The following is a 19,230-nucleotide window of genomic DNA, read 5'->3' on the forward strand; positions in this document are numbered from 1 at the left end:
CCGGCGGGGTCGGTAGGGTGGGGACGTGATATCGATACGAACGGCGGGGGCGGCGGATGCCGGGGTGCTCGCCGAACTCGCGGCAGCGACCTTCGCGCTCGCGTGCCCTCCGCACACGACCCACGAGGCGATCGCGGCCTTCGTGCGCGACGTTCTCTCAGAGTCGAACTTCGACGCCTACCTCGCCGACCGCGGGCGGATGCTGTTCCTCGCCGAAGACCCGGAGACCGGTCTTCCCCTCGGCTACACCGTGCTGATCTTCGGCGAGCCCGGTGACCCTGAGGTGCTCGCGGCCATCGGCATCCGCCCGACCGTCGAGCTCAGCAAGTGTTACCTGCGCGCCGAAAGCCACGGGCGCGGAGTGGCCGCAGCGCTCATGACGGCGACACTCGACGCCGCGCGGGATCGCGGCGCGCGGGGCGCCTGGCTCGGGGTGAACCAGGAGAATGCCCGGGCCATCCGTTTCTACGGGAAGCACGGCTTCGCGCGGGTCGGCACCAAGCACTTCCTGGTCGGCGACCGGTACGAGGACGACTTCGTCCTCGAACGCGCCCTCTGACCCGGCGGCTCAGGCCGAGGGAACCGGGGCGGGCGCCTTCGCGGCCTTGACGTACTCGTAGGCGGCCAGAGCCGCGCGCCGGGTCTCGCCGAGGTCGACGAGCGGAGCGGGGTAGGCATCCGTGCCGATTTCGGGCACGTACTCGCGGATGTACTCCCCGTGCGGGTCGAACCGCGCCGCCTGCAGTTCGGGGTTGAACACCCGGAAGTAGGGTGCAGCGTCCGCGCCCGATCCGGCGACCCACTGCCAGCCGAACGGGTTGCTCGCGCCGTCGGCATCGACGAGGGTGTCCCAGAACCAGCGCTCGCCCACGCGCCAGTCCACCAATAGATTCTTGGTGAGGAATGAAGCGGTGACCATGCGTACCCGGTTGTGCATACTCCCGGTCTGCCACAGTTCGCGCATCCCGGCATCGACGAGCGGAATGCCGGTGCGGCCCTGTTGCCACGCCTCGAGTACGCGATCATCGAGCGGGGGCCACGGGAAGCGGTCGAACTCGCGCTTGAGATTCTCGGTCGCGAGCTCGGGCGCGTGGAAGAGCACGTGATAGCTGAACTCCCGCCAGCCGAGTTCGGTGAGGAACCGCTGCGCGCTCGACGCGGTGGCGGCATCCGCCCCGCGGAGCACCCGCTGGGTGGCGTGCCAGACCTGGAACGGGCTCACTTCGCCCCAGCGAAGCCGCGGCGACAGGCGGCTTGTCGCGGCCTGGGCGGGGGCGTCCCGTTCGTCTGCGTAGCGCGCGAGCGACTCACGCAGGAACGTGTCGAGCGCCTCGGCGGCGAAAGCCTCGCCCGGCTGCCAGGCGGCACGGAGCCCGGCGGCCCAGTCCGGGCGGGTGGGCAGGAGGCCCCAGTCCTCGAGCCGGTCAGAGGGCAGTGTTCCCGACCCGTCGTCGATCGATTCCGGCGCCGGGTATGGCTCGCGCGGGGGCGGCCCGGCGACGCACGCCCGCCAGAACGGCGTGAACACCGAGTACGGGTTGCCCTGTCCCGTGCGGATCGTCCACGGCTCGAACAGCAGCGAACCGGCGAAGCTCCGGGCCTCGACGCCGTCGGCGTGCAGCCCGGCCTTGATCGCGGTATCGACCGCGCGCTCCGCAGCCCCGTAACGGCGGTTCCAGAACACGGCCCCGGCTCCCGTGGATGCCGCAAGCGTGCCGATCACATCGGCCGCCGGTCCGCGCCGGAGCAGCAGGCTCCCGCCGAGTGCCTTCAGTGATTCGCCAAGCGCATGGAGGCTGCCGTGCAGCCACCAGCAGGACGCCCCGCCGAGCGGCCGGACACCCGGGGAGTCCTCGTCGAGCACGTAGACCGCGACAATCGGCAGCCCGCGTTCGACGGCCGCGTGCAGTGCCGGGTTGTCGGCGAGGCGGAGGTCGTCGCGGAACCAGACGATCGTCGGCCCGGTGCCCGAGGCTGGGCTCACGCGCCCGTTCCCGAGACTCCGACATCGGAGATGCGGAGCACGATCTTGCCGCGGGTGTGGCCCTCTTCGATCAGGCGGTGAGCGGCCGGGCCTTCCGCGAGTTCGAAGACGTGGTCGATGTGGGGCCGCACCGCGCCGTCGTCGATCATCTTCGTGATCCAGTCCAGGGCATCCGCGTCGGCAGCGACCTTGAATCCGGTTGCCCGCACGCCGGCGGCCTCGGCGTCCGCCTGCAGGGTCGGCCAGCTGCCGCTCGGCGCATTGACGAGCACCCCGTCGGGCCGGAGGATGCGGAGCGACCGCGTGCCGGTGTCGTCGTGCACATTGCCGATCAAGTCGATCACGGAGTCGACGTCGGCGAGCACCTCGTCGAAGCGGATGCTCGTGTAGTCGATGACCTCGTCGGCGCCGAGCTGGCGCAGGAACTCGGCGTTGCGGGGCGAGCCGGTCGTGATCACGTACGCGCCGAAGGCCTTGGCGATCTGGACCGCGAAGTGGCCGACGCCGCCGCTGCCGGCGTGGATCAGCATCCGCTCGCCCGGGGTCACCTCGGCGATGTCGACGACCATTTCCCACGCGGTCAGCGCAGCGACAGGCACGGCGGCGGCTTCGATGTGGCTCAGCGTCGACGGTTTGCGGGCGACGCTCATGCTCGAGACGGCGACGTACTCGGCGTAGCTGCCCGTCGTGCGGGGGAAGCGGGTCATGCCGTAGACCTCGTCACCGGGCTGCAGAGGGAAGGCCTCGTACGGCGAGCTCACCACGATTCCGCTGAAGTCGTAGCCGAGCACGGCGGGGAATGCCGGGATTGCCGCCGCCACGCCAGAGCCGGCCCGGGTCTTCGCGTCGATCGGGTTGACGCCCGCGGCGACGACCCGCACGATGAGCTCGTCGAGTACGGGGATCGGCGTCGGCACGGTGTCCAGGTGTAATTCCCCGGCCGCGCCGGTGCGGTCGATGACGAGGGCACGCATGATCGGGGGCACGTTCGTTGCATTTCCCATGAGTCCATTGTCTCCCGGCGGGCACCGGGTGGACAGCCTGAGAAACCGTCGGCCACCGGCCGGATTCGGTTAGCTACGTGACTCGATCTGGGGGTGCGAAAACGACGGATGTGCCTCACCTTGGGGGCTTGGAGGTCTGGATTTGCCCTGTCGCGCCGTCGTAGTCTGTCCACATAAAGGGGGACCGAAGTCCTCATTTAGGGGGACCGTTCGAGTCGAGCTCCACCGGGTGTCCGGCGTGGCTTTGGCCTGTATTCGGTGACCCGTTGCCCGAGTGGAGTTTCGCGCCGCACCCGAAGTGGCGCGATCCTTCCCACCCGGGCAACGAACGAACTGTCCTTCCCACATTGGTCGGCCGAATCTCGGCCTGCAACTACCCTGATGCCCGTCGCGGCGTCGAAAAGGATCCATCATGAACAAGCTTCTCAAAGGCTCCCTCGCTGGCGCGGTCGGCGTGGCGCTCCTCCTCGGCGGTGCGGGCACCTTCGCCTCGTGGAACTCGACGGTGACCGCTGGTGGCGCTGCGACGATCGCGGCCGGCACCTTGTCCGTTACCGAGCCGACGCCCGCCGCGCCCGGAACCTGGACGAGCACGGTGGGAACGAACGCGCCGGTCCCGATCACGAGCATCGCGGCATACAAGGCAGTCCCCGGTGATGTTCTCACCTACACCAAGGTGCTCAACATTTCAGCCACAGGCGACAACCTGAAGGCGACGCTGTCCCTGAGTGGGGCCGCGATCACTGCGACGTCGTCGAGCACATTCGACACGAAGCTGGCGACGGCACTGAGCAGCAGCGCCGCCCTCACCGCCAACTTGACCGCCGTTACCGGTGGATACTCGGTCGTCAAGGGAGCGACAACCGTGACGGTCACAGCGACCATCACCTGGCCATTCGGCACCTCCGTCGACAACTCCGCCCAGGGCGGTTCCGTAAATCTCAGCAACTTCTCGGTCCTCCTGACCCAGATCTAGTCGGTCCCGCCGGTGCGTCTGGTCTCGGCCAGACGCACCGGCTTCCTAGCCTCAGAAACACTGTTGGTCGATGAATTGGGGTGCACATGTTTCCCCTCCAAACGTCTTCCCGCATGGTTCGGATCCAGTCAGTCCTTCGAAAAGGCCTGCGAGCCGCGACGCGTGTCCCCTCTTTTCGGACCATCGTCTCGACCGCGGTCTCTGTGGCGGCCGCGATCTGCCTTGCGGTCCTCGGCGCTGGTGGCTCATACGCATACCTCAATGCGAGTGCCCCGGTGTCTGCGGCCACGACCATCAAATCCGGCACCGCGACCCTGACCGTGTCCACTCTCACCCTGCCGACCAGCGTGCTCTACCCGGGCGTCACGGTCAGTGCCCCGGTCACCGTCACCAACGTCGGTAACGTTCCGCTCGCACTCCGGATCGCCGGATTCACTCCGCCGGTTCCGGCGACGACCCTCTCGGCGTCCCTGAGCATCGGCCTCTTCGTCGGTACCTGCCCGGTCGTGCCTGCCCCGACCTGGACCGCAGTCCTCAACACCACCCCGGTCGTCACGAGTCTGGGCAAGACCCTCCCCGTCGGCGGGTCCACCACCCTCTGCGTCTCCGTCACCCTGCCGCTGTCCGCCCCTGCCACGACCCAGGGCCTCTCCGCCGCGAACTTCGGCATCGTCATCGACGGAATCCAGGCCTGAGCCATGTCCACCGTGCAGCGCCGCGCTCCTCGCATCCGTTCGCCCAAACGGATGCTGGCGCTCGCGTTCACCCTCTTCCTTACCCTGGCAGGCACGAGCGTCGCCCAGGCGAGCTGGACCGCGCCGGGGGTGACCGCAATCGCGTCCGTCACGGCCGGCAGCCTGGCCGTCACGCAGACCGGTTTCGACACGCTCGCCGTCCTGTATGACTCGAGCACGCTGTCGGTCACCAAGGTCGTGACCGTTACGAACAAGGGGAACATCCCTGCGCCGTACACGCTGACGCTGACGGCTCCCGCGACGACACTCGCGACCGGCGTCGACCTGCAGACCTGGCCCGTCGCCTCGGCGGCGTCCTGCTCGACCGGGGCGACCTCTACCAGTCCCACCGGCCAGCACTGGACCTCGGCACTGACCTTCTCCGGCAGCGGCGCGACCGCGCTCGCCGTGGGAACGTCCGCATACTTCTGCGTGCGCAGCACGATCACGCAGGCGCAACGCTTCGCACTCGTCGGTATCTCCGCAGTGCCGACCGTCACCCTCACCTCGAGCGTCGGCAACTGGGCGATCGCCCCGCTCGCCATCTACGCGACCCAGACGGTCGCGAACACCCTGACACCCGGCGCGCCCACTGCAACCACGACGGACCACACGGCGACCCTGACCTGGGCCAAACCCGCCGACACAGCAGCCATCATCACCTACCAGGTCTTCCGCAACGGGACCCTGATCGGGACGACGACGGCGCCCACGGTGACCTACACCGACACCGGGCTCGACGTCGGCACGGCGTACAGCTACACGGTCAGGGCCCTCGATGCGGCCGGCGATGCCTCGCCCCTGTCCACAGCTGCAGTCATCGCGACCGCCGGCCCCAATTCCGGGGCCTGGTACAAGGTCAAGAATGCGACGACCGGACTCTGCATCGACGGCGAGAACCAGTCGACGGCGGCCGGAACTGCGATGATCAGCTTCGGCTGCAAGTCGACCGGTTTCGACAACCAGTCCTGGAACTTCTCGAACCCTGCCGGTGTGTCTGCGGTGAAGGCGAAGTACGCCCCTCAGCTCTTCTGGGATACCGGCAGGGGCGCCGCCGCCGGCCTCGCCGCACAACTCCAGAATGCCGGGACCTCGAACCAGAGCTGGCGCATCACGGCCGTCGGGGCTGTTGGAAGCGGTACCTACCGCTTCGTGAACGACAGCGGCCAGTGTCTCGACGTCAGCGGGCAGACCACCGCAACGAACAACATCCAGCTGGAGCAACAGCCGTGCGGTGTTCTCGGGCTGGCCAGCCAGACCTTCACCATGACGTGGGTGGGCTGACATGCGCCCGAACCCGATCCGGGGTCGCCGGGTCGCGGCATCCGCCCTCGGAATCGCTGCGCTCGCCATGTCACTCGCCGTTTCGGGCGTCGCAGCGCCCGCAAGCGCCTCGGCAAGCGCCTCGGCTGGCGCCACTCCGATCGCCCCCGTCGACCTGCTCCTCAGCACCGATGGCGTGACGTTCGCGACGACGCTCAACGCCGGCCTCTTCGACGGCCTCGGCCTGCTCGTCCCGCGCGGCAGCCAGCAGGCCGCCCTCTGGGTGCGCAACCCGACCGCCGCGCCGGCCGAGGTGCGGGTGAGCGCGCACGACGTGCTGCTCCCGTCCGGCGGATACGCCGATCACATCACTCTCGCCGCGTGGAACTCCGGAACCGGCGACACCCTCACCCGCACCCTCCGCAGGCTCGATAGCTGCGCGATCGTCGTGCCCTCGCAGCCGATCGCGGCAGGCGGCACGATGAAACTCGTCGTCACGTTCACCATGGCGGATGTCTCCGGCACTGTCGACCAGGGAGCGAGCGCGAGCCTGGGCTTGCTCGTGGCGATGCGGGATGCCGTTGCCGGCCCGTTCGCGGCGTCTCCGTGTGACGATCCGGGAACGGTCGTGCCGGCATTTCCCGGCGCTCCGCCGACGCCGGTGACCCCGACCGCCACGACTCCGACGGCGTACCCGGCAGTCGTCGGCAGCGGAATCCTCGCGCACACCGGCGTCGAACCGCCCGCACCCGTGCTGGTCGTCGGCGGCCTGTTGCTCGGGATCGGCATCTTTCTCCTGCTCGCCCGCCGTCGCCGCCCTGAGGAGGACCGCGAATGACCAGCACCCAGCTTCAGTCTGCACCGGAACACTCGCCGGCACCCGCGGCATCCGTGCCCGGTGCGGCCGCGAACGAGGCCCCTGCGCCCGTCGACCCGCCCGACAAGAGCCTGCTGCACTACCTCGGGCTCGCGGTCAGCGGAGCGGTCCTGCTCCTCGTGGTCGCCCTCGCGCTGCTGCTGATCGTGGTCCCCAAGGTCACGGGGTCGACCCCGCTCACCGTGCTGACCAGTTCGATGGAACCCACCCTGCCGCCCGGAACGCTCATCATCGTGCGCCCGGTCACCCCGGACGAGATCCGCATCGGCGACGTCGTCACATACCAGATCCGCTCGGGGGAGCCGGGCGTCATCACCCACCGGGTCACCGCGATCAGCTCGAGCTCCGAAGGCGGACGCACCTTCACCTTCAAGGGCGACAACAACAGCGTCGCCGATGCAGACCAGGTGCTTCCGGTACAGATCCAGGGGCGCCTCTGGTACTCCGTGCCGTGGGTCGGCTGGGTCAACAACGCCGTCAACGGCCAGAGCCGCAGCTGGATCGTGCCCATCGTCGCCGGGCTGCTGTTCGCCTACATGGGATACATGTTCGCGAGCGGCGCCGTGTCCGCGCTGCGCAAGCGCCGCCGCGCGGCCGCCGCCGTGGCCGCCGGGGCCGCGAGGATCGCGTCTACGCCCGAGCCTGCTGCGCCCGGGTCGCCATTGCGTTGAGCACGTCGATCAACTGGTTCGCGTAACCGACCAGGATCGCGATCTGGTCCTCGTCGCGTTCGATCCAGCGGCATTCCGGCTGCGACCGGATCGGCACGAAGTCCCGGTGCTGCTCCCAGACCAGCAGCGTGCGATCGGCGCCGAGTACGTACTGCTGCCACCAGACCTGCCGCATATAGGAGCGCGGGATGCTGCGCCACGCCTTGTTCGTCGTCTTGATCTCCGAGAGTTCGAGCGTCCGGGCATCCGTGCCCACGCCGTCGGGGGTCGCGAGGTGGCGGCGGTGGCCGGCGGCATGGAACAGGGTCGTGCTCGGCTCGATGCCGTAGTTGTCGAGTACCCAGGACGCGATCACGGGCTCGCGGGCGCGACCGTGGTCGGTGTAGGTGTTGCCGCCGAAGTTGCTGCCGTTCATCTTGTCGTTGGCCGCGTTCTGCACCGATTTGGGAGTGGCGAGCTTGGCGACATCCGTGGCCGTGATGCCCTGGTTGCGGGCGCGCATCCAGGCCGCCCAGTCCGTTGAGTCGGCGACGATGCGCAGCAGGTGCGGGGCGATCGCCGGCGCAGCGACTGCTGCGGTGACGGCGGCGACGGATGCTGCGGCTGCCGAGGAGACCGTGAGTGGCCCTGCCGGCTCAAAAAGCGGGAGCAGGGTATCGGTCACCCTCCCCATTGTGCCAGCCGCGACCGCCGTTCCCGCCCAACCGATCCGTCGAATTGGTTGGGCGCGGGGTGCGAACGATGGGGCGGCAGGGGAGGGGCAGAGCGGGCGCGAACCCCATTCACAGGAGCGCCAAGGCCCCCGCATAGGCTTTTCATAGAAAGCTCGCGATACTGAGATCTATGAGCACACGTGAAACAGACCACTCGACCCGCGGGCCGCGTCTCCACAAGGCCGACGGAAGCCCCATTCGAGTGCTCGTCGTCGACGACGAACCCACGCTCACGGATTTGCTCTCGATGGCCCTCCGTTACGAGGGCTGGGAGGTGCGCACCGCAGGCGAGGGACGCCAGGCGCTGACCATCGCCCGCGAGTTCCGGCCGGATGCGATCGTGCTCGACATCATGCTTCCCGACATCGACGGCCTCCAGGTGCTGCAGCGCGTGCGCGCCGACGGCTATGAGACTCCCGTTCTCTTCCTGACCGCGAAGGATTCCCTCGACGACCGCATCGCCGGCCTCACCGCGGGCGGCGACGACTACGTCACCAAGCCGTTCAGCCTCGAAGAGGTCGTCGCCCGGCTGCGCGGCCTGATCCGCCGCTCGACCCTGGCCGTGTCGGACTCCGTCGACCCGCGCATCTCGGTCGGTGACCTCACCCTCGACGAGGACAGCTACGAAGTCTCCCGGGCCGGCGACGCCATCGAGCTCACCGCGACCGAATTCGAACTGCTCCGTTTCCTGATGCGCAACCCACGCCGCGTGCTGAGCAAGGCCCAGATCCTCGACCGGGTCTGGAGCTATGACTTCGGCGGCAAGTCCTCCGTCGTCGAGATCTACATTTCGTACCTGCGCAAGAAGATCGATGCGGGACGCGAGCCGATGATCCACACCGTGCGCGGTGCGGGGTACATGCTGAAAACCGCGTGATGACGCCGACCGACCGGCCGGATGCGCTCGACCCGGCTGACGCGGCTGACCCGACCCACGCGGCTGACGCGGCTGACGCGGCTGGCGTGGCTGACGTGGCCGACGTTGCCGACCGGACTGACCCGTTCGACCCGGCCGGCTCGCCCGCACGACCCGGCCCGCAGCATCCGTCACGTCGACCGCAGTGGGTCCGCCGCCCGCGGTGGCTGCGGCGTCCGCTCTGGCTGCGACCCGGACGCGCCCCCTGGACCCTGCGCCGCCGGCTCGTGCTCGCCGTCGTCGGCCTGCTCGCCCTCGTGAGCATCTCGATCGGTGTCGTGAGCGTCACGGTGCTGCGCGCCAACCTGCTCGCGGGCCTCGACCAGCAGGTGAGCTCCGCCGCCGAACGGTCGCACTCCATGCTCGAGGGCCGCCGCGACAACGACCTCGGCGCCGCGCTGCCGGTGTTCGTGCCTTCCGCGAGCGTCATCCTCAACGGCCCCGGCCAGCCGGGCACTCTCGCCCTCGTCTTCTACGATTCCACGCTCACGGCCGGCTACACCGACGACACCGGCACGATCGTCGCACTCACGGCCCACCAGGTCGACCTCCTCGTGCAGAAGGCCGATATCCTCGCGAGCCAGACCGGTACCGCGCAGCCCGTCACCGTCGACCTCGGCGGCGATGTCGGCAACTACCGGATCCTCGCAAGTTCGAGCCGCACCGGCACCCTCACGATCGTCGGCCTCCCGCTCAGCACGGTCGACGGCACCGCGACGCAGCTCGCCATGATCATCGGCGTCGTCTCCCTCGTCGGCATCATCGTCGTCGCGATCCTCGCGATGTGGATCGTGCGCCTCGCACTTCGCCCGCTGCAGCGCGTCACGGCAACGGCCGCCCGCGTCTCGGAGCTCCCGCTCGACCGCGGCGAGGTCAGCCTCGTCGACCGGGTCCCCGCGGCGGACACCGACCCCCGCACCGAGGTCGGCCAGGTCGGCTCCGCGCTCAACCGCATGCTCGACCACGTCGACCTCGCCCTCGAGACCCGGCAGGCGAGCGAGAACAAGGTACGGCAGTTCGTCGCGGATGCGAGTCACGAGCTCCGCACGCCCCTCGCCTCGATCCGCGGTTACTCCGAGCTCACCCGGCGCTCCGGCCAGGAGCTGCCGCCGGACGCCCTGCATGCCCTCAGCCGGATCGAATCCGAGTCGGTTCGGATGACCGGGCTCGTCGAGGACCTTCTGTTGCTCGCCCGCCTCGACGAGGGCCGCGAACTCGAACACGGCACCGTCGACCTCACGAGCCTGCTCGTCGACGTCGTCAGCGATGCGCACGCGGCCGGCCGAGACCGGGTGCTCAACCTCGAGCTTCCCGATGAGCCGATCCAGGCCATTGGCGACACGCCCCGGTTGCACCAGGTCTTCACCAACCTGCTCGCGAACGCGCGCATCCACACCCCGCCGGACACGACCGTCGAGGTCGCGCTGTCCGAGCAGGACGGCCGTGCGATCGTGACCGTGACGGATGACGGCCCCGGCATCCCGGCGAACCTGCAGACGACCCTCTTCGAGCGTTTCGCCCGCGGCGACAGCTCGCGGTTCCGCGGAACCGGAAGTACCGGACTCGGCCTCGCCATCGTCCAGGCTGTCGTGACCGCGCACCAGGGAGAGGTCACGGTGTCGAGCCGGCCGGGCCGCACCGAGTTCCGAGTGTCGCTCCCGCTCGCCTGACCCGCGGCGTGGCGCGGGCTACGGGGTGTTGAGCTGGGCGAGGAGCGTGGCGAGCTGGTGCAGGTCGTCCGTCGGCCAATCGCTCAGGCGCTTGTGCACGATCGCGGTCTCACCGTTCCGTACGGCGTCGAGTTTGGCCCGTGCCAGGTCTGTGACGGCGAGGAACCGGGCGCGGCCGTCGTCCGGGTCGACTTCCGTGCGCACGAGACCGAGTTCGCAGAGCTGCTTCGCCTGGCGGCTGATCACGCTCTTGTCCACGTAGAGCGCAGCGGCGACCGCGCTCGAGTGCGTCGGCCCGTAGCGCTCGATGTGGCGCAGGAGCTTGAACGCGAACGGCTGCAGCGACGCGTCGATGAAGAGCGCGGCATCCCGCATGCTCGCCCGGATCAACCCGGCGAGCACGCTCAGCTGCTCCTCGACCTCGGCGATCGCCGTCGCCGACTCAGCGCCCGGTGCGTCCTCCCGCTCGTCGGTGTGCGTGGACGCTGTCGGAGTCCCCTGGATCATGGTCACAGACTACTGACTCTGTGCGCGCCGGGCTGGTCGTCCCGCGGCAGGTGAATCACCCCGGTCGGGTTGTTGAGCCCGGCGGGGGCGAGGCCGGCGGATGCCGCGCTCACCTCGATCAGGATGTCTTCCATCTCCTCGACCTCGGTTTCGCGCTCGGCAGCGCGCCCGGCTTTGTCCTCTGCGGCGCGCTCCGCGGCAGTCACGCCGGTGTGCCCGGCCGACGTGCCGTCCCCGGAACCTTCGCGGGCCCTGGCAATGCCCGTCTTCCGGCCGAGGGACGCGTTCGGCAGCAGGGTGACCATCACGAGGGTGATCACGGCGAGCGGGATGCCGAGAAGGAAGACCGTGCCGACGCCGGACCCGTACGCGGATTCGACGAGGGTGCGCACCGCGGCCGGGAGGTCCGCGATGCGCGGGATGGCGCCGGAGCCGAGCGCGCTCGCCGCGGCCATCTTGTCGGCGGCGCTGAGCGCGCCGACGCCGTCGGTGATGTGCTGCGCGACCGCCGTGTCGAGCACGGAGCCGAGCACCGAGACGCCGATCGTTCCACCGAGGCTGCGGAAGAAGGTGACGCTGCTCGTGGCGACGCCGAGGTGCCTGACCTCGATCGAGTTCTGCACGACGAGCACGAGGTTCTGCATCAGCATGCCGAGGCCGGAGCCGAGCACGAACATGTAGACGCCGACGAGCACGAGATCGGTCCGGTAGTCGAGGGTCCCGAGGAACAGCAAGCCGACGATCACGAGCGCTCCGCCCGAGACCATGATCGCCTTCCACTTGCCCGTGCGGCTGATCAGGGTGCCGAACGTGACCGAACAGATCAGGTAGCCGCCCATCATCGGGATGGTCAGCAGGCCGGACTGGGTCGGCGTGGCTCCCCGGGCGAGCTGCATGTACTGGCTGAGGAAGACGGAGGTGCCGAACATGGACACGCCGACCGAGATGCTCGCGATCACCGCGAGGGTGAAGGTGCGGTTCTTGAACAGGGTGAGCGGGATGATCGGCTCGCTGACCGTGAACTCCACGAACACCGCGGCGACGAGCAGCACGACAGCGCCGCCGACCATCAGGAACGAGGGCACGGATGCCCACTCGAACTGGGTGCCGGCGATGGTCACCCAGATCATCAGGAGCGACATGCCCGCAGTGATGAGGATCGCGCCGAGGTAGTCGATCTTGACGACCCGCTTGACCCTGGCCGGGAGGTGCAGGGTGCGCTGCAGCAGGATGATCGCAAGGATCGCGACGGGCAGTGCGATAAAGAAGTTCCAGCGCCAGCCGAAGGCGTCCGTCACGACACCGCCGAGGAGCGGACCGCCCACGGTGCCGAGGGCGAGGACCGCGCCGAAGAGACCGGCATAGCGGCCGCGGTCACGGGGGCTGATGATGTCGGCCATGATGATCTGGCTGAGCGCGGCGAGGCCGCCGGCGCCGAGGCCCTGCAGCACCCGGAAGCTGATCAGGGTGCCGGTGTTCTGCGAGAAGCCCGCGAGTGCGGAACCGAGGACGAACACCACGAGGGAGAGCTGGATGAGCAGCTTGCGGTCGAAGAGGTCGGCGAACTTGCCCCAGATCGGTGTGCTCACGGTCGTCGCGAGCAGGGTCGCCGTGACGACCCAGGTGTATGCGGACTGGTCACCGTGCAGGTCGGAGAGGATGAGCGGCAGCGACGTGCTGACGACGGTCCCGGCGAGGATCGAGACGAACATGCCCATCAGCAGGCCGGAGAGGGCCTCGAGTACCTGCCGCTTCGACATCGGCGTGTCCGAGTCGCGGTGGGGGAGGGGCTGCCGGTCCTGCGGGTTCTGCGGTGGAGCGGTACGAACGGATGAAACGCGAGACATGAAACTCCTGGGGCGTGTAATTGACAAGCATCAACTATATCTCGATAGTGGACTCAGGTCAACTACCTATGCCGTTCCGCTCACGGGCTGAGGGGCGGATGCCGCGATTTGCGCCCGCCAGCGGCATCCGTTACAGTGAACGAAGCCAAAGACCGCCGGTTGTCGCTGCCCAGTAATGGACGGTGACCGAAGGTTCACTCATGTGAACGGCCCGCGCAGGAATCGAAGTTCAGTTTCAGTTCGCAAGGACTGCTCAGCTCCGGCGCTTGCGCTGGGGCTTTTTTCATGTCTGCGCCCCGGGCTACCGGCACATGAAACCAAGAGGAGCGCCATGGCGAACAAGGAAGCAACGGTCGCCGAGCTGACGGAGAAATTCCAGAGCTCGACCGCCGTTCTGCTCACCGAGTACCGCGGTCTCACTGTTGCGCAGCTCAAGACGCTGCGCGTTTCCATCAGTGCGGACGCCACGTACGCCGTGGTAAAGAACACGCTCACCAAGATTGCGGCCAACAACGCCGGCATCACGTCGTTTGACGACGAACTCGCCGGCCCGTCCGCCATCGCCTTCGTGCACGGAGACCCCGTCGCCGTCGCGAAGACCCTGCGTGCCTTTACCAAGGCAAACCCTCTCCTGGTAGTGAAGGGTGGTTACTTCGACGGTAGCCCGCTCACTGCCGAAGAGGTAGGCAAGCTCGCCGACCTCGAGTCCCGTGAAGTGCTGCTGGCCAAGCTGGCCGGCGCGTTCAAGGCCTCGCTGTTCGGAGCCGCATATCTGTTCAACGCACCGCTTTCGAAGGCTGTTCGCACCATCGAAGCACTGCGTGAGAAGCAGGAGTCCGCGAACCAGGCATAGGCCTGCTAGCGGTGAGTAACTAAGAAACTATAGGGAGAATAATCATGGCAAAGCTTTCCACCGAAGAATTGCTCGAACAGTTCAAGGGCCTGACCCTCATCGAGCTTTCCGAGTTCGTCAAGGCGTTCGAGGAGACCTTCGAGGTCACCGCAGCAGCCCCCGTCGCCGTCGCCGGTGCCGCTGGCCCCGCCGCCGCCGTTGAAGAGGTCGAAGAGCAGAGCGCCTTCGACGTCATCCTCGAGTCCGTTGGCGACAAGAAGATCCAGGTCATCAAGGTTGTGCGCGAGCTCACCAGCCTGGGCCTCGGCGAGGCCAAGGCCGTTGTCGATGGCGCGCCGAAGGCCGTCCTCGAGGGCGTCACGAAGGAAGCCGCCGAAAAGGGCAAGGCTTCCCTCGAGGCCGCCGGCGCCACCGTCACCCTCAAGTAGTCGGGCCCCCCAGGGGGTTCACTCGAGGTCGACAGGCGTCAGCCGTTCGATTCGCAACACGCCGAGGGCGTCGCATCCACTGGATGCGGCGCCCTCGGCTGTTTAATCCGACCGAACCCGGGCGCGGGCCGATGTCCATAGCCGGGTTATGGACATAGATAGCCAAGCTATGTACAGTGGGGGAATGCCTTCTGACCTTCCCGCACTCCTCGGTGACCTGATCACCGTGAACCACCGGCTCACCCGGGTCGCCGCCCACGCCGCGGACAGCCGGGAGTCGCCGGCCGTCTGGCGCACCCTGAGCGTGCTCCGCCAGCTCGGCCCGATCCGCCTCGGCGAGATCGCCGCCCGCAGCCGCATCTCGCAGCCGACCGCGACCAAGCTCGTCGCACACCTCGTCGAACGCGGCTGGGCCGCCCGTCTCGCCGACCCGCTCGACGCCCGCGTCACGAGCACCGTGATCACTGCTGCCGGCAACGCAGCGCTCTCCGCCTGGCGCAGCGAACTCGCCGAAGCCCTCCTGCCGATGTTCGACGGGCTGGCGGATGCCGAGCTCGCCACGATCCGCAACGCCGTCGACATCCTGCGCGAACGCCTCGACGGCAGCGAGGTGCCCGTGGAGCGGGTGCCCACCGCGGCCGTCACTACGGCACGTGTGCCTGCGTCTGAGCCTGGCCGTCCGGCCGGAGCCCGCGCATGAGCCGCGTGACCGCGCTGGCGGAACACGGAACCCCTGCCGCAACCGACGTGCAGGGACGACGGGAAGGCGCCGGCAGCATCCTGCACCAGCCGACCGCGGTCTGGGCCGTCGCCTTCGCGTGCGTGATCGCGTTCATGGGCATCGGCCTCGTCGACCCGATCCTGCCTGCGATCGCCCGCGACCTCGCCGCGAGCCCGACCCAGACCGAGATGCTCTTCACGAGCTACCTCGTGATCACCGGGATCGCGATGTTCTTCACGAGCTGGCTGTCCAGCAGGATCGGCGCCAAGCGCACCCTGCTGATCGGCCTCGCGCTCATCATCGTGTTCGCGCTCGCCGCCGGCCTGTCGCAGAACGTCGAGACCATCATCGGCTTCCGCGCCGGCTGGGGCCTCGGCAACGCCCTCTTCATCTCGACCGCGCTCGCGACCATCGTCGGCGCGGCATCCGGAGGCACGTCCTCGGCGATCATCCTCTACGAGGCGGCCCTCGGGCTCGGCATCGCGATCGGCCCGCTCATCGGCGGGCTGCTCGGCAGCATCAGCTGGCGAGGGCCCTTCTTCGGCAGTACGGCGCTGATGGCGATCGGCTTCGTGGCGATCATCGTGATGCTGAAGAAGGAGCCGCAGAAGCCCGCGCCGATCCGGCTGTCAGCACCCTTCCGGGCGCTCGCCCGGCCGGGGCTCGGCATCCTCGCGAGCGCGGCCCTGTTCTACAACATCGGCTTCTTCGTGCTGCTCGCGTACACGCCGTTCGCGCTCGTGCCGCTCGGCCTGGGCAGTGCGATCACCCTCGGCCTGGTCTTCTTCGGCTGGGGCATCTCGCTCGCCGTCACCTCGGTCTGGGTCGCCCCGCTCCTGACCAGGCGGATGCGCCGCAGCCGGGTGCTCTGGCTCGTGCTGCCCCTGCTCGCCCTCGACCTCGCGGCAGCGGGCGTGCTGATCGGCTCGGCCACCGGTGTCGTCACGTGCGTCATCGTCGGCGGGCTGCTGCTCGGCGTGCTCAACACCGTGCTCACCGAATCCGTGATGGAGGCGACCGACCTGCCGCGCCCGGTAGCGTCCTCGGCCTATTCGGGCGTGCGGTTCCTCGGCGGGGCGATCGCGCCGCCGGCCGCAACCCTGCTCGCGGAGTTCTTCGGGCCGGCGGTCCCGTTCTACGCCGGGGCGGCATCCGTTCTCGTGGCCGTCGCGATTCTCGTGCTCGGCCACCGCCACCTCGCCCGTGCTGACGGTGCGATGGAGGACGAGCTCGAAGAGGCAGAGGCGATCGGCGCCGGAGACAGCTAACTGCGTGGCCGGTGCGGGCCGCTCGTGCTCGACCGGATCACGAGGTTCGTCGGCAGCACCGTGAGGTATCCGTCTTCCTCGAGCCGCGCGTCCGCGTCCGTCGGGCGCGCGAGTTCGGTCAGGAGCGCGCTCACGGCGAGGCGTCCCTGCCTGCGTGGATGCTGCTCCAGGGTCGTGAGGCGGAACATGTCCGCGTACGGATGCCCGTCGATGCCGATCACGGACAGCTCGGCCGGCACCTGGATGCCGAGTTCCCGCGCCGCGACGATGACGCCGATGGCGATTTCGTCGCTCGCGGCGAAGATCGCGGTCGGACGGGTACGCGGGTCGCCGAGCACGGACAACCCCACCTCGTAGCCGCCGGGCATGCTGAATTCGCAGGGGTAGAAGCATCGGTCCGTCGAGCGGCCTGCGTCGCGCATGGCAGAGTAGAAGCCACTCAGGCGCTGGCTGTGCACCCGGAAGTCCATCTCGTCGATCGGATCTCCGCCGACGTGCACGACGTCGACGTGGCCGAGGCCGAGCAGGTGTTCGGTCGCGAGCCGCGCTGTCGCGACATCGTCGATCGCGATCGTGTGCACGTCCCTGATCGGCCCGCCGATGCCGATCAACGGCCTGCCGAGGCGGTGAAGTCGATCGACCTCCGCCTCGCTCAAGGCGACGCCGACAGAGATGACCCCGTCGAACCGCTTGCGAGCGAGGAAGTACTCGAAGACGCTGTCGCGTTCGGCAGACGCCGCCGGGAGGTTGTAGAGCGTCATGTCGTAGCCCTCTGCGAGCAGGGCCTGTTCCAGGCTCTCGAGCACCTCGGAGAAGAACCACCGGCTGATGAACGGGATGATCACGCCGACGTTCTTCGTGCGCCCGGTCACGAGGCTCGCGGCGTTCGGCGAGGCGACGTAGCCGATCTCCCTCGCGGCCGCGACGACCCGGAGCCGCGTCGCCTCCGAAACGTAACCGCGACCGCTGAGTGCGCGGGATGCCGTCGCTTTTGCAACGCCTGCGAGGCGTGCCACGTCGGCGATTGCGCTCACGACTCGTCCTCCTTTGGATCGGTAACGAAAGAGTAGCGCTCCTTTCGCTGTTACTGGAACCGGTTCCAGCAGAAAAGGCTGAACTGTGACACTTTTAATGCCCGCGTGTGCGTGGTCGCGCGATCATCGCCGGAATCTTTGCGATTTCGTGACAAAGATTGTCTTGCCAATCCCGCTGACCTCCCGTAGTTTGTGATGTGGAACCGGTTCCTTACTTACGAAGGCAGGGGAATCGGATACCCGGCACGATCCCGTATTGCAGTTCTTGATTCCCGCAGTACATTCCCGCAACACAGTCCCGCATCACATTTCGGTACGTGAACCGCATAGCTCGCGTACCCGCATCACTCAATGAGGAGAAACGCATGAGCGTGAAGCAGCACCGCCGGCTCTACCTGCCGCTGGCCACCGCGGCCGTGGTCGGACTCGCCCTGACCGGATGCACAGGCGACATCGCCGCATCCAGTTCGTCGTCGTCCAACTGTGCCGACTACGCGTCCTACGGGACGTTCAAGGACAGCCCCGAGGTCAAGATCGGTGGCACCATCCAGGACGTCGAGGCCGATCGCCTCGTCAATTCCTGGGCCGACTTCCAGTCCTGCACGGGCATCAAGGTCACCTACCAGGGCACGAAGGAATTCGAAGCCCAGATCGCGGTGCTCGCCGAGGGTGGCAACGCTCCCGACATCGGCATCATCCCGCAGCCGGGCCTCTTCAACAAGCTCGCTGCTGCCGGCTTCCTCAAGAAGGCGCCGGCCGCCGTCGAGGCGAACGTCGACAAGTGGTGGTCGAAGGACTGGAAGGGCTACGGCACCGCAGCTGACGGCACCTTCTACGCCGCCCCGCTGATGGCGAGCGTCAAGGGCTACGTCTGGTACTCGCCCGCGGAATTCAAGGCCAAGGGCTACGAAATCCCGAAGACCCTCGATGAACTGACCGCACTCACCGCGAAGATCGCGGCCGACGGCGACCACAAGCCGTGGTGTGCCGGTGTCGGATCAGGTGACGCAACCGGCTGGCCGGGAACCGACTGGGTCGAGGACTACGTGCTTCGCCAGGCCGGCGCGGACACCTACGACAAGTGGGTCACGCACAAGATCCCGTTCAACGACCCCGCCATCGTGAAGGCGTTCGACTCCGTCGGTGCGATCCTCAAGAACCCGGACGACGTCAACGGTGGTCTCGGCGATGTCTCGTCGATCATCTCCACGCAGTTCGGCGACGCGGGCCTCCCGATCCTCGACGGTAAGTGCTCCCTGCACCACCAGGCCTCGTTCTACGAGGGCTTCTGGAAGAAGGCGGACGGCTCCGCGGTGACGGTTTCCCCCACGGGCGATGTCTACGCGTTCCTGCTTCCCCCGGTCAAGGCCGGCGGCGACCAGGCGGTCACCGGTGGCGGCGAGCTCGTCGGAGCCTTCAAGACGAGCGACGCGATCACCGCGACGCTCACCTACCTGTCCAGTGACACCTGGGCGAACAACCGGGTCAAGGAGGGCGGCGTGATCAGCGCCAACACCGGCCTCGACCCCGCGAACGCCTCGAGCGACCTGCTCAAGCAGAGCATCACCATCCTGCAGGACCCGAAGACGGTGTTCCGTTTCGACGGTTCCGACCTGATGCCCGGTGCCGTCGGCACCGACTCGTTCTGGAAGGGCATCGTGTCCTGGCTGAGCGGCGACAGCAGCCAGAAGGTCACGGACACCATTGAGGCGAGCTGGCCGAAGAGCTAGTTCCCCGGGGCATCCGCTAGCGGATGCCCCGGGG

General features: G+C 68.1%; 19 protein-coding genes. 13 read left to right on the forward strand and 6 right to left on the reverse strand.

Features of this window, described 5'->3' with window-relative positions; genetic code table 11:
• The first annotated feature begins 25 nt into the window (after positions 1-25).
• Entirely contained in the window at positions 26-559 is a 534-nt protein-coding gene (locus QN357_RS10160; RefSeq protein ID WP_323504857.1) for a GNAT family N-acetyltransferase, read from the forward strand.
• Positions 560-568: 9 nt separating this feature from the next.
• Here QN357_RS10160 and QN357_RS10165 read toward each other — a convergent pair whose 3' ends face one another.
• A complete protein-coding gene (locus tag QN357_RS10165; protein ID WP_322188536.1) occupies positions 569-1,984 on the reverse strand; it encodes a deoxyribodipyrimidine photo-lyase in 1,416 nt (471 codons plus the stop codon).
• Positions 1,981-2,988, reverse strand: coding sequence for an NADP-dependent oxidoreductase (locus QN357_RS10170; protein ID WP_323504858.1), 1,008 nt, complete (start codon positions 2,986-2,988; stop codon positions 1,981-1,983). Before QN357_RS10170 ends, QN357_RS10165 begins: the two co-directional genes overlap by 4 nt.
• Positions 2,989-3,400: 412 nt before the next feature.
• Between QN357_RS10170 and QN357_RS10175 the strand changes: the two genes are divergently transcribed.
• The 5 genes from QN357_RS10175 to QN357_RS10195 all read left to right on the forward strand — a co-directional run bounded on the left by QN357_RS10175 (position 3,401) and on the right by QN357_RS10195 (position 7,509).
• The gene (locus tag QN357_RS10175; protein ID WP_134446719.1) at positions 3,401-3,964 is read left to right on the forward strand and encodes an alternate-type signal peptide domain-containing protein; all 564 of its coding nucleotides are present in this window, start codon (positions 3,401-3,403) and stop codon (positions 3,962-3,964) included.
• 203 nt (positions 3,965-4,167) lie between these two features.
• A complete protein-coding gene (locus QN357_RS10180) occupies positions 4,168-4,659 on the forward strand; it encodes a hypothetical protein (RefSeq protein ID WP_166788301.1) in 492 nt (163 codons plus the stop codon).
• 3 nt (positions 4,660-4,662) lie between these two features.
• Positions 4,663-5,982: an RICIN domain-containing protein gene (locus QN357_RS10185; protein ID WP_134446723.1), complete on the forward strand. Its 1,320-nt coding sequence runs from the start codon at positions 4,663-4,665 to the stop codon at positions 5,980-5,982.
• A gap of 1 nt (position 5,983) precedes the next feature.
• Positions 5,984-6,799 carry an LPXTG cell wall anchor domain-containing protein gene (locus tag QN357_RS10190; RefSeq protein ID WP_323504859.1) on the forward strand — a complete coding sequence of 272 codons (816 nt, stop codon included), beginning with the start codon at positions 5,984-5,986 and terminating at the stop codon, positions 6,797-6,799.
• Positions 6,796-7,509: a signal peptidase I gene (locus tag QN357_RS10195; RefSeq protein ID WP_323504860.1), complete on the forward strand. Its 714-nt coding sequence runs from the start codon at positions 6,796-6,798 to the stop codon at positions 7,507-7,509. The genes QN357_RS10190 and QN357_RS10195 overlap by 4 nt, the downstream gene beginning before the upstream one ends.
• On the opposite strand, the gene QN357_RS10200 is transcribed toward QN357_RS10195, so the two are convergent.
• Positions 7,469-8,065 (reverse strand): YqaJ viral recombinase family protein, encoded by a 597-nt coding sequence (locus tag QN357_RS10200; protein WP_370361370.1) that lies wholly within the window; start codon positions 8,063-8,065, stop codon positions 7,469-7,471. The two genes, QN357_RS10195 and QN357_RS10200, sit on opposite strands and share 41 nt — an antisense overlap.
• Before the next feature lie 287 nt (positions 8,066-8,352).
• Here QN357_RS10200 and QN357_RS10205 point away from each other — a divergent pair, with 287 nt between their 5' ends.
• Both QN357_RS10205 and QN357_RS10210 read left to right on the forward strand, forming a co-directional pair.
• Positions 8,353-9,099, forward strand: a complete 747-nt coding sequence (locus QN357_RS10205; RefSeq protein ID WP_134446731.1) for a response regulator transcription factor — start codon at positions 8,353-8,355, stop codon at positions 9,097-9,099.
• Positions 9,099-10,808 carry a HAMP domain-containing sensor histidine kinase gene (locus QN357_RS10210; protein ID WP_323504862.1) on the forward strand — a complete coding sequence of 570 codons (1,710 nt, stop codon included), beginning with the start codon at positions 9,099-9,101 and terminating at the stop codon, positions 10,806-10,808. Before QN357_RS10205 ends, QN357_RS10210 begins: the two co-directional genes overlap by 1 nt.
• 18 nt (positions 10,809-10,826) lie before the next feature.
• On the opposite strand, the gene QN357_RS10215 is transcribed toward QN357_RS10210, so the two are convergent.
• Both QN357_RS10215 and QN357_RS10220 read right to left on the reverse strand, forming a co-directional pair.
• Positions 10,827-11,315, reverse strand: a complete 489-nt coding sequence (locus QN357_RS10215) for a MarR family winged helix-turn-helix transcriptional regulator (protein ID WP_134446733.1) — start codon at positions 11,313-11,315, stop codon at positions 10,827-10,829.
• A gap of 2 nt (positions 11,316-11,317) precedes the next feature.
• Positions 11,318-13,075 (reverse strand): MDR family MFS transporter, encoded by a 1,758-nt coding sequence (locus QN357_RS10220; RefSeq protein WP_323504863.1) that lies wholly within the window; start codon positions 13,073-13,075, stop codon positions 11,318-11,320.
• A 418-nt stretch (positions 13,076-13,493) separates the two neighbouring features.
• Between QN357_RS10220 and rplJ the strand changes: the two genes are divergently transcribed.
• The 4 genes from rplJ (at position 13,494) to QN357_RS10240 (ending at position 16,432) form a co-directional block, all read left to right on the forward strand.
• The gene (rplJ, locus tag QN357_RS10225; RefSeq protein WP_134446735.1) at positions 13,494-14,015 is read left to right on the forward strand and encodes a 50S ribosomal protein L10; all 522 of its coding nucleotides are present in this window, start codon (positions 13,494-13,496) and stop codon (positions 14,013-14,015) included.
• A 44-nt stretch (positions 14,016-14,059) separates the two neighbouring features.
• The gene (gene rplL, locus QN357_RS10230) at positions 14,060-14,443 is read left to right on the forward strand and encodes a 50S ribosomal protein L7/L12 (RefSeq protein ID WP_134446737.1); all 384 of its coding nucleotides are present in this window, start codon (positions 14,060-14,062) and stop codon (positions 14,441-14,443) included.
• Positions 14,444-14,627: 184 nt separating this feature from the next.
• A complete protein-coding gene (locus QN357_RS10235; RefSeq protein ID WP_134561684.1) occupies positions 14,628-15,143 on the forward strand; it encodes a MarR family winged helix-turn-helix transcriptional regulator in 516 nt (171 codons plus the stop codon).
• Positions 15,140-16,432 carry an MFS transporter gene (locus QN357_RS10240; protein ID WP_134558057.1) on the forward strand — a complete coding sequence of 431 codons (1,293 nt, stop codon included), beginning with the start codon at positions 15,140-15,142 and terminating at the stop codon, positions 16,430-16,432. The genes QN357_RS10235 and QN357_RS10240 overlap by 4 nt, the downstream gene beginning before the upstream one ends.
• On the opposite strand, the gene QN357_RS10245 is transcribed toward QN357_RS10240, so the two are convergent.
• Positions 16,429-17,466 (reverse strand): LacI family DNA-binding transcriptional regulator, encoded by a 1,038-nt coding sequence (locus tag QN357_RS10245; protein ID WP_134446743.1) that lies wholly within the window; start codon positions 17,464-17,466, stop codon positions 16,429-16,431. The two genes, QN357_RS10240 and QN357_RS10245, sit on opposite strands and share 4 nt — an antisense overlap.
• Positions 17,467-17,831: 365 nt before the next feature.
• On the opposite strand from QN357_RS10245, the gene QN357_RS10250 reads away from it, so the two are divergent.
• On the forward strand, positions 17,832-19,196 hold the full coding sequence (locus tag QN357_RS10250; protein WP_134446745.1) for an ABC transporter substrate-binding protein: 1,365 nt from the start codon (positions 17,832-17,834) through the stop codon (positions 19,194-19,196).
• Positions 19,197-19,230 lie beyond the last annotated feature (34 nt).

Origin of the sequence: Cryobacterium sp. RTC2.1, from assembly GCF_035018685.1 — a bacterium.
Classification (GTDB): Bacteria; Actinomycetota; Actinomycetes; order Actinomycetales; family Microbacteriaceae; genus Cryobacterium; species Cryobacterium glucosi.

What these genes read in the sequence shown, in the direction of transcription:
- QN357_RS10170 (WP_323504858.1), bottom strand. Translation starts at nt 2,988, where the DNA reads ATGGGAAATGCAACGAACGTGCCCCCGATCATGCGTGCCCTCGTCATC.
- QN357_RS10175 (WP_134446719.1), top strand. Translation starts at nt 3,401, where the DNA reads ATGAACAAGCTTCTCAAAGGCTCCCTCGCTGGCGCGGTCGGCGTGGCG.
- QN357_RS10185 (WP_134446723.1), top strand. Translation starts at nt 4,663, where the DNA reads ATGTCCACCGTGCAGCGCCGCGCTCCTCGCATCCGTTCGCCCAAACGG.
- QN357_RS10190 (WP_323504859.1), top strand. Translation starts at nt 5,984, where the DNA reads ATGCGCCCGAACCCGATCCGGGGTCGCCGGGTCGCGGCATCCGCCCTC.
- QN357_RS10195 (WP_323504860.1), top strand. Translation starts at nt 6,796, where the DNA reads ATGACCAGCACCCAGCTTCAGTCTGCACCGGAACACTCGCCGGCACCC.
- QN357_RS10205 (WP_134446731.1), top strand. Translation starts at nt 8,353, where the DNA reads ATGAGCACACGTGAAACAGACCACTCGACCCGCGGGCCGCGTCTCCAC.
- QN357_RS10210 (WP_323504862.1), top strand. Translation starts at nt 9,099, where the DNA reads ATGACGCCGACCGACCGGCCGGATGCGCTCGACCCGGCTGACGCGGCT.
- QN357_RS10215 (WP_134446733.1), bottom strand. Translation starts at nt 11,315, where the DNA reads ATGATCCAGGGGACTCCGACAGCGTCCACGCACACCGACGAGCGGGAG.
- QN357_RS10220 (WP_323504863.1), bottom strand. Translation starts at nt 13,075, where the DNA reads ATGTCGAAGCGGCAGGTACTCGAGGCCCTCTCCGGCCTGCTGATGGGC.
- rplJ (WP_134446735.1), top strand. Translation starts at nt 13,494, where the DNA reads ATGGCGAACAAGGAAGCAACGGTCGCCGAGCTGACGGAGAAATTCCAG.
- rplL (WP_134446737.1), top strand. Translation starts at nt 14,060, where the DNA reads ATGGCAAAGCTTTCCACCGAAGAATTGCTCGAACAGTTCAAGGGCCTG.
- QN357_RS10235 (WP_134561684.1), top strand. Translation starts at nt 14,628, where the DNA reads ATGCCTTCTGACCTTCCCGCACTCCTCGGTGACCTGATCACCGTGAAC.
- QN357_RS10240 (WP_134558057.1), top strand. Translation starts at nt 15,140, where the DNA reads ATGAGCCGCGTGACCGCGCTGGCGGAACACGGAACCCCTGCCGCAACC.
- QN357_RS10250 (WP_134446745.1), top strand. Translation starts at nt 17,832, where the DNA reads ATGAGCGTGAAGCAGCACCGCCGGCTCTACCTGCCGCTGGCCACCGCG.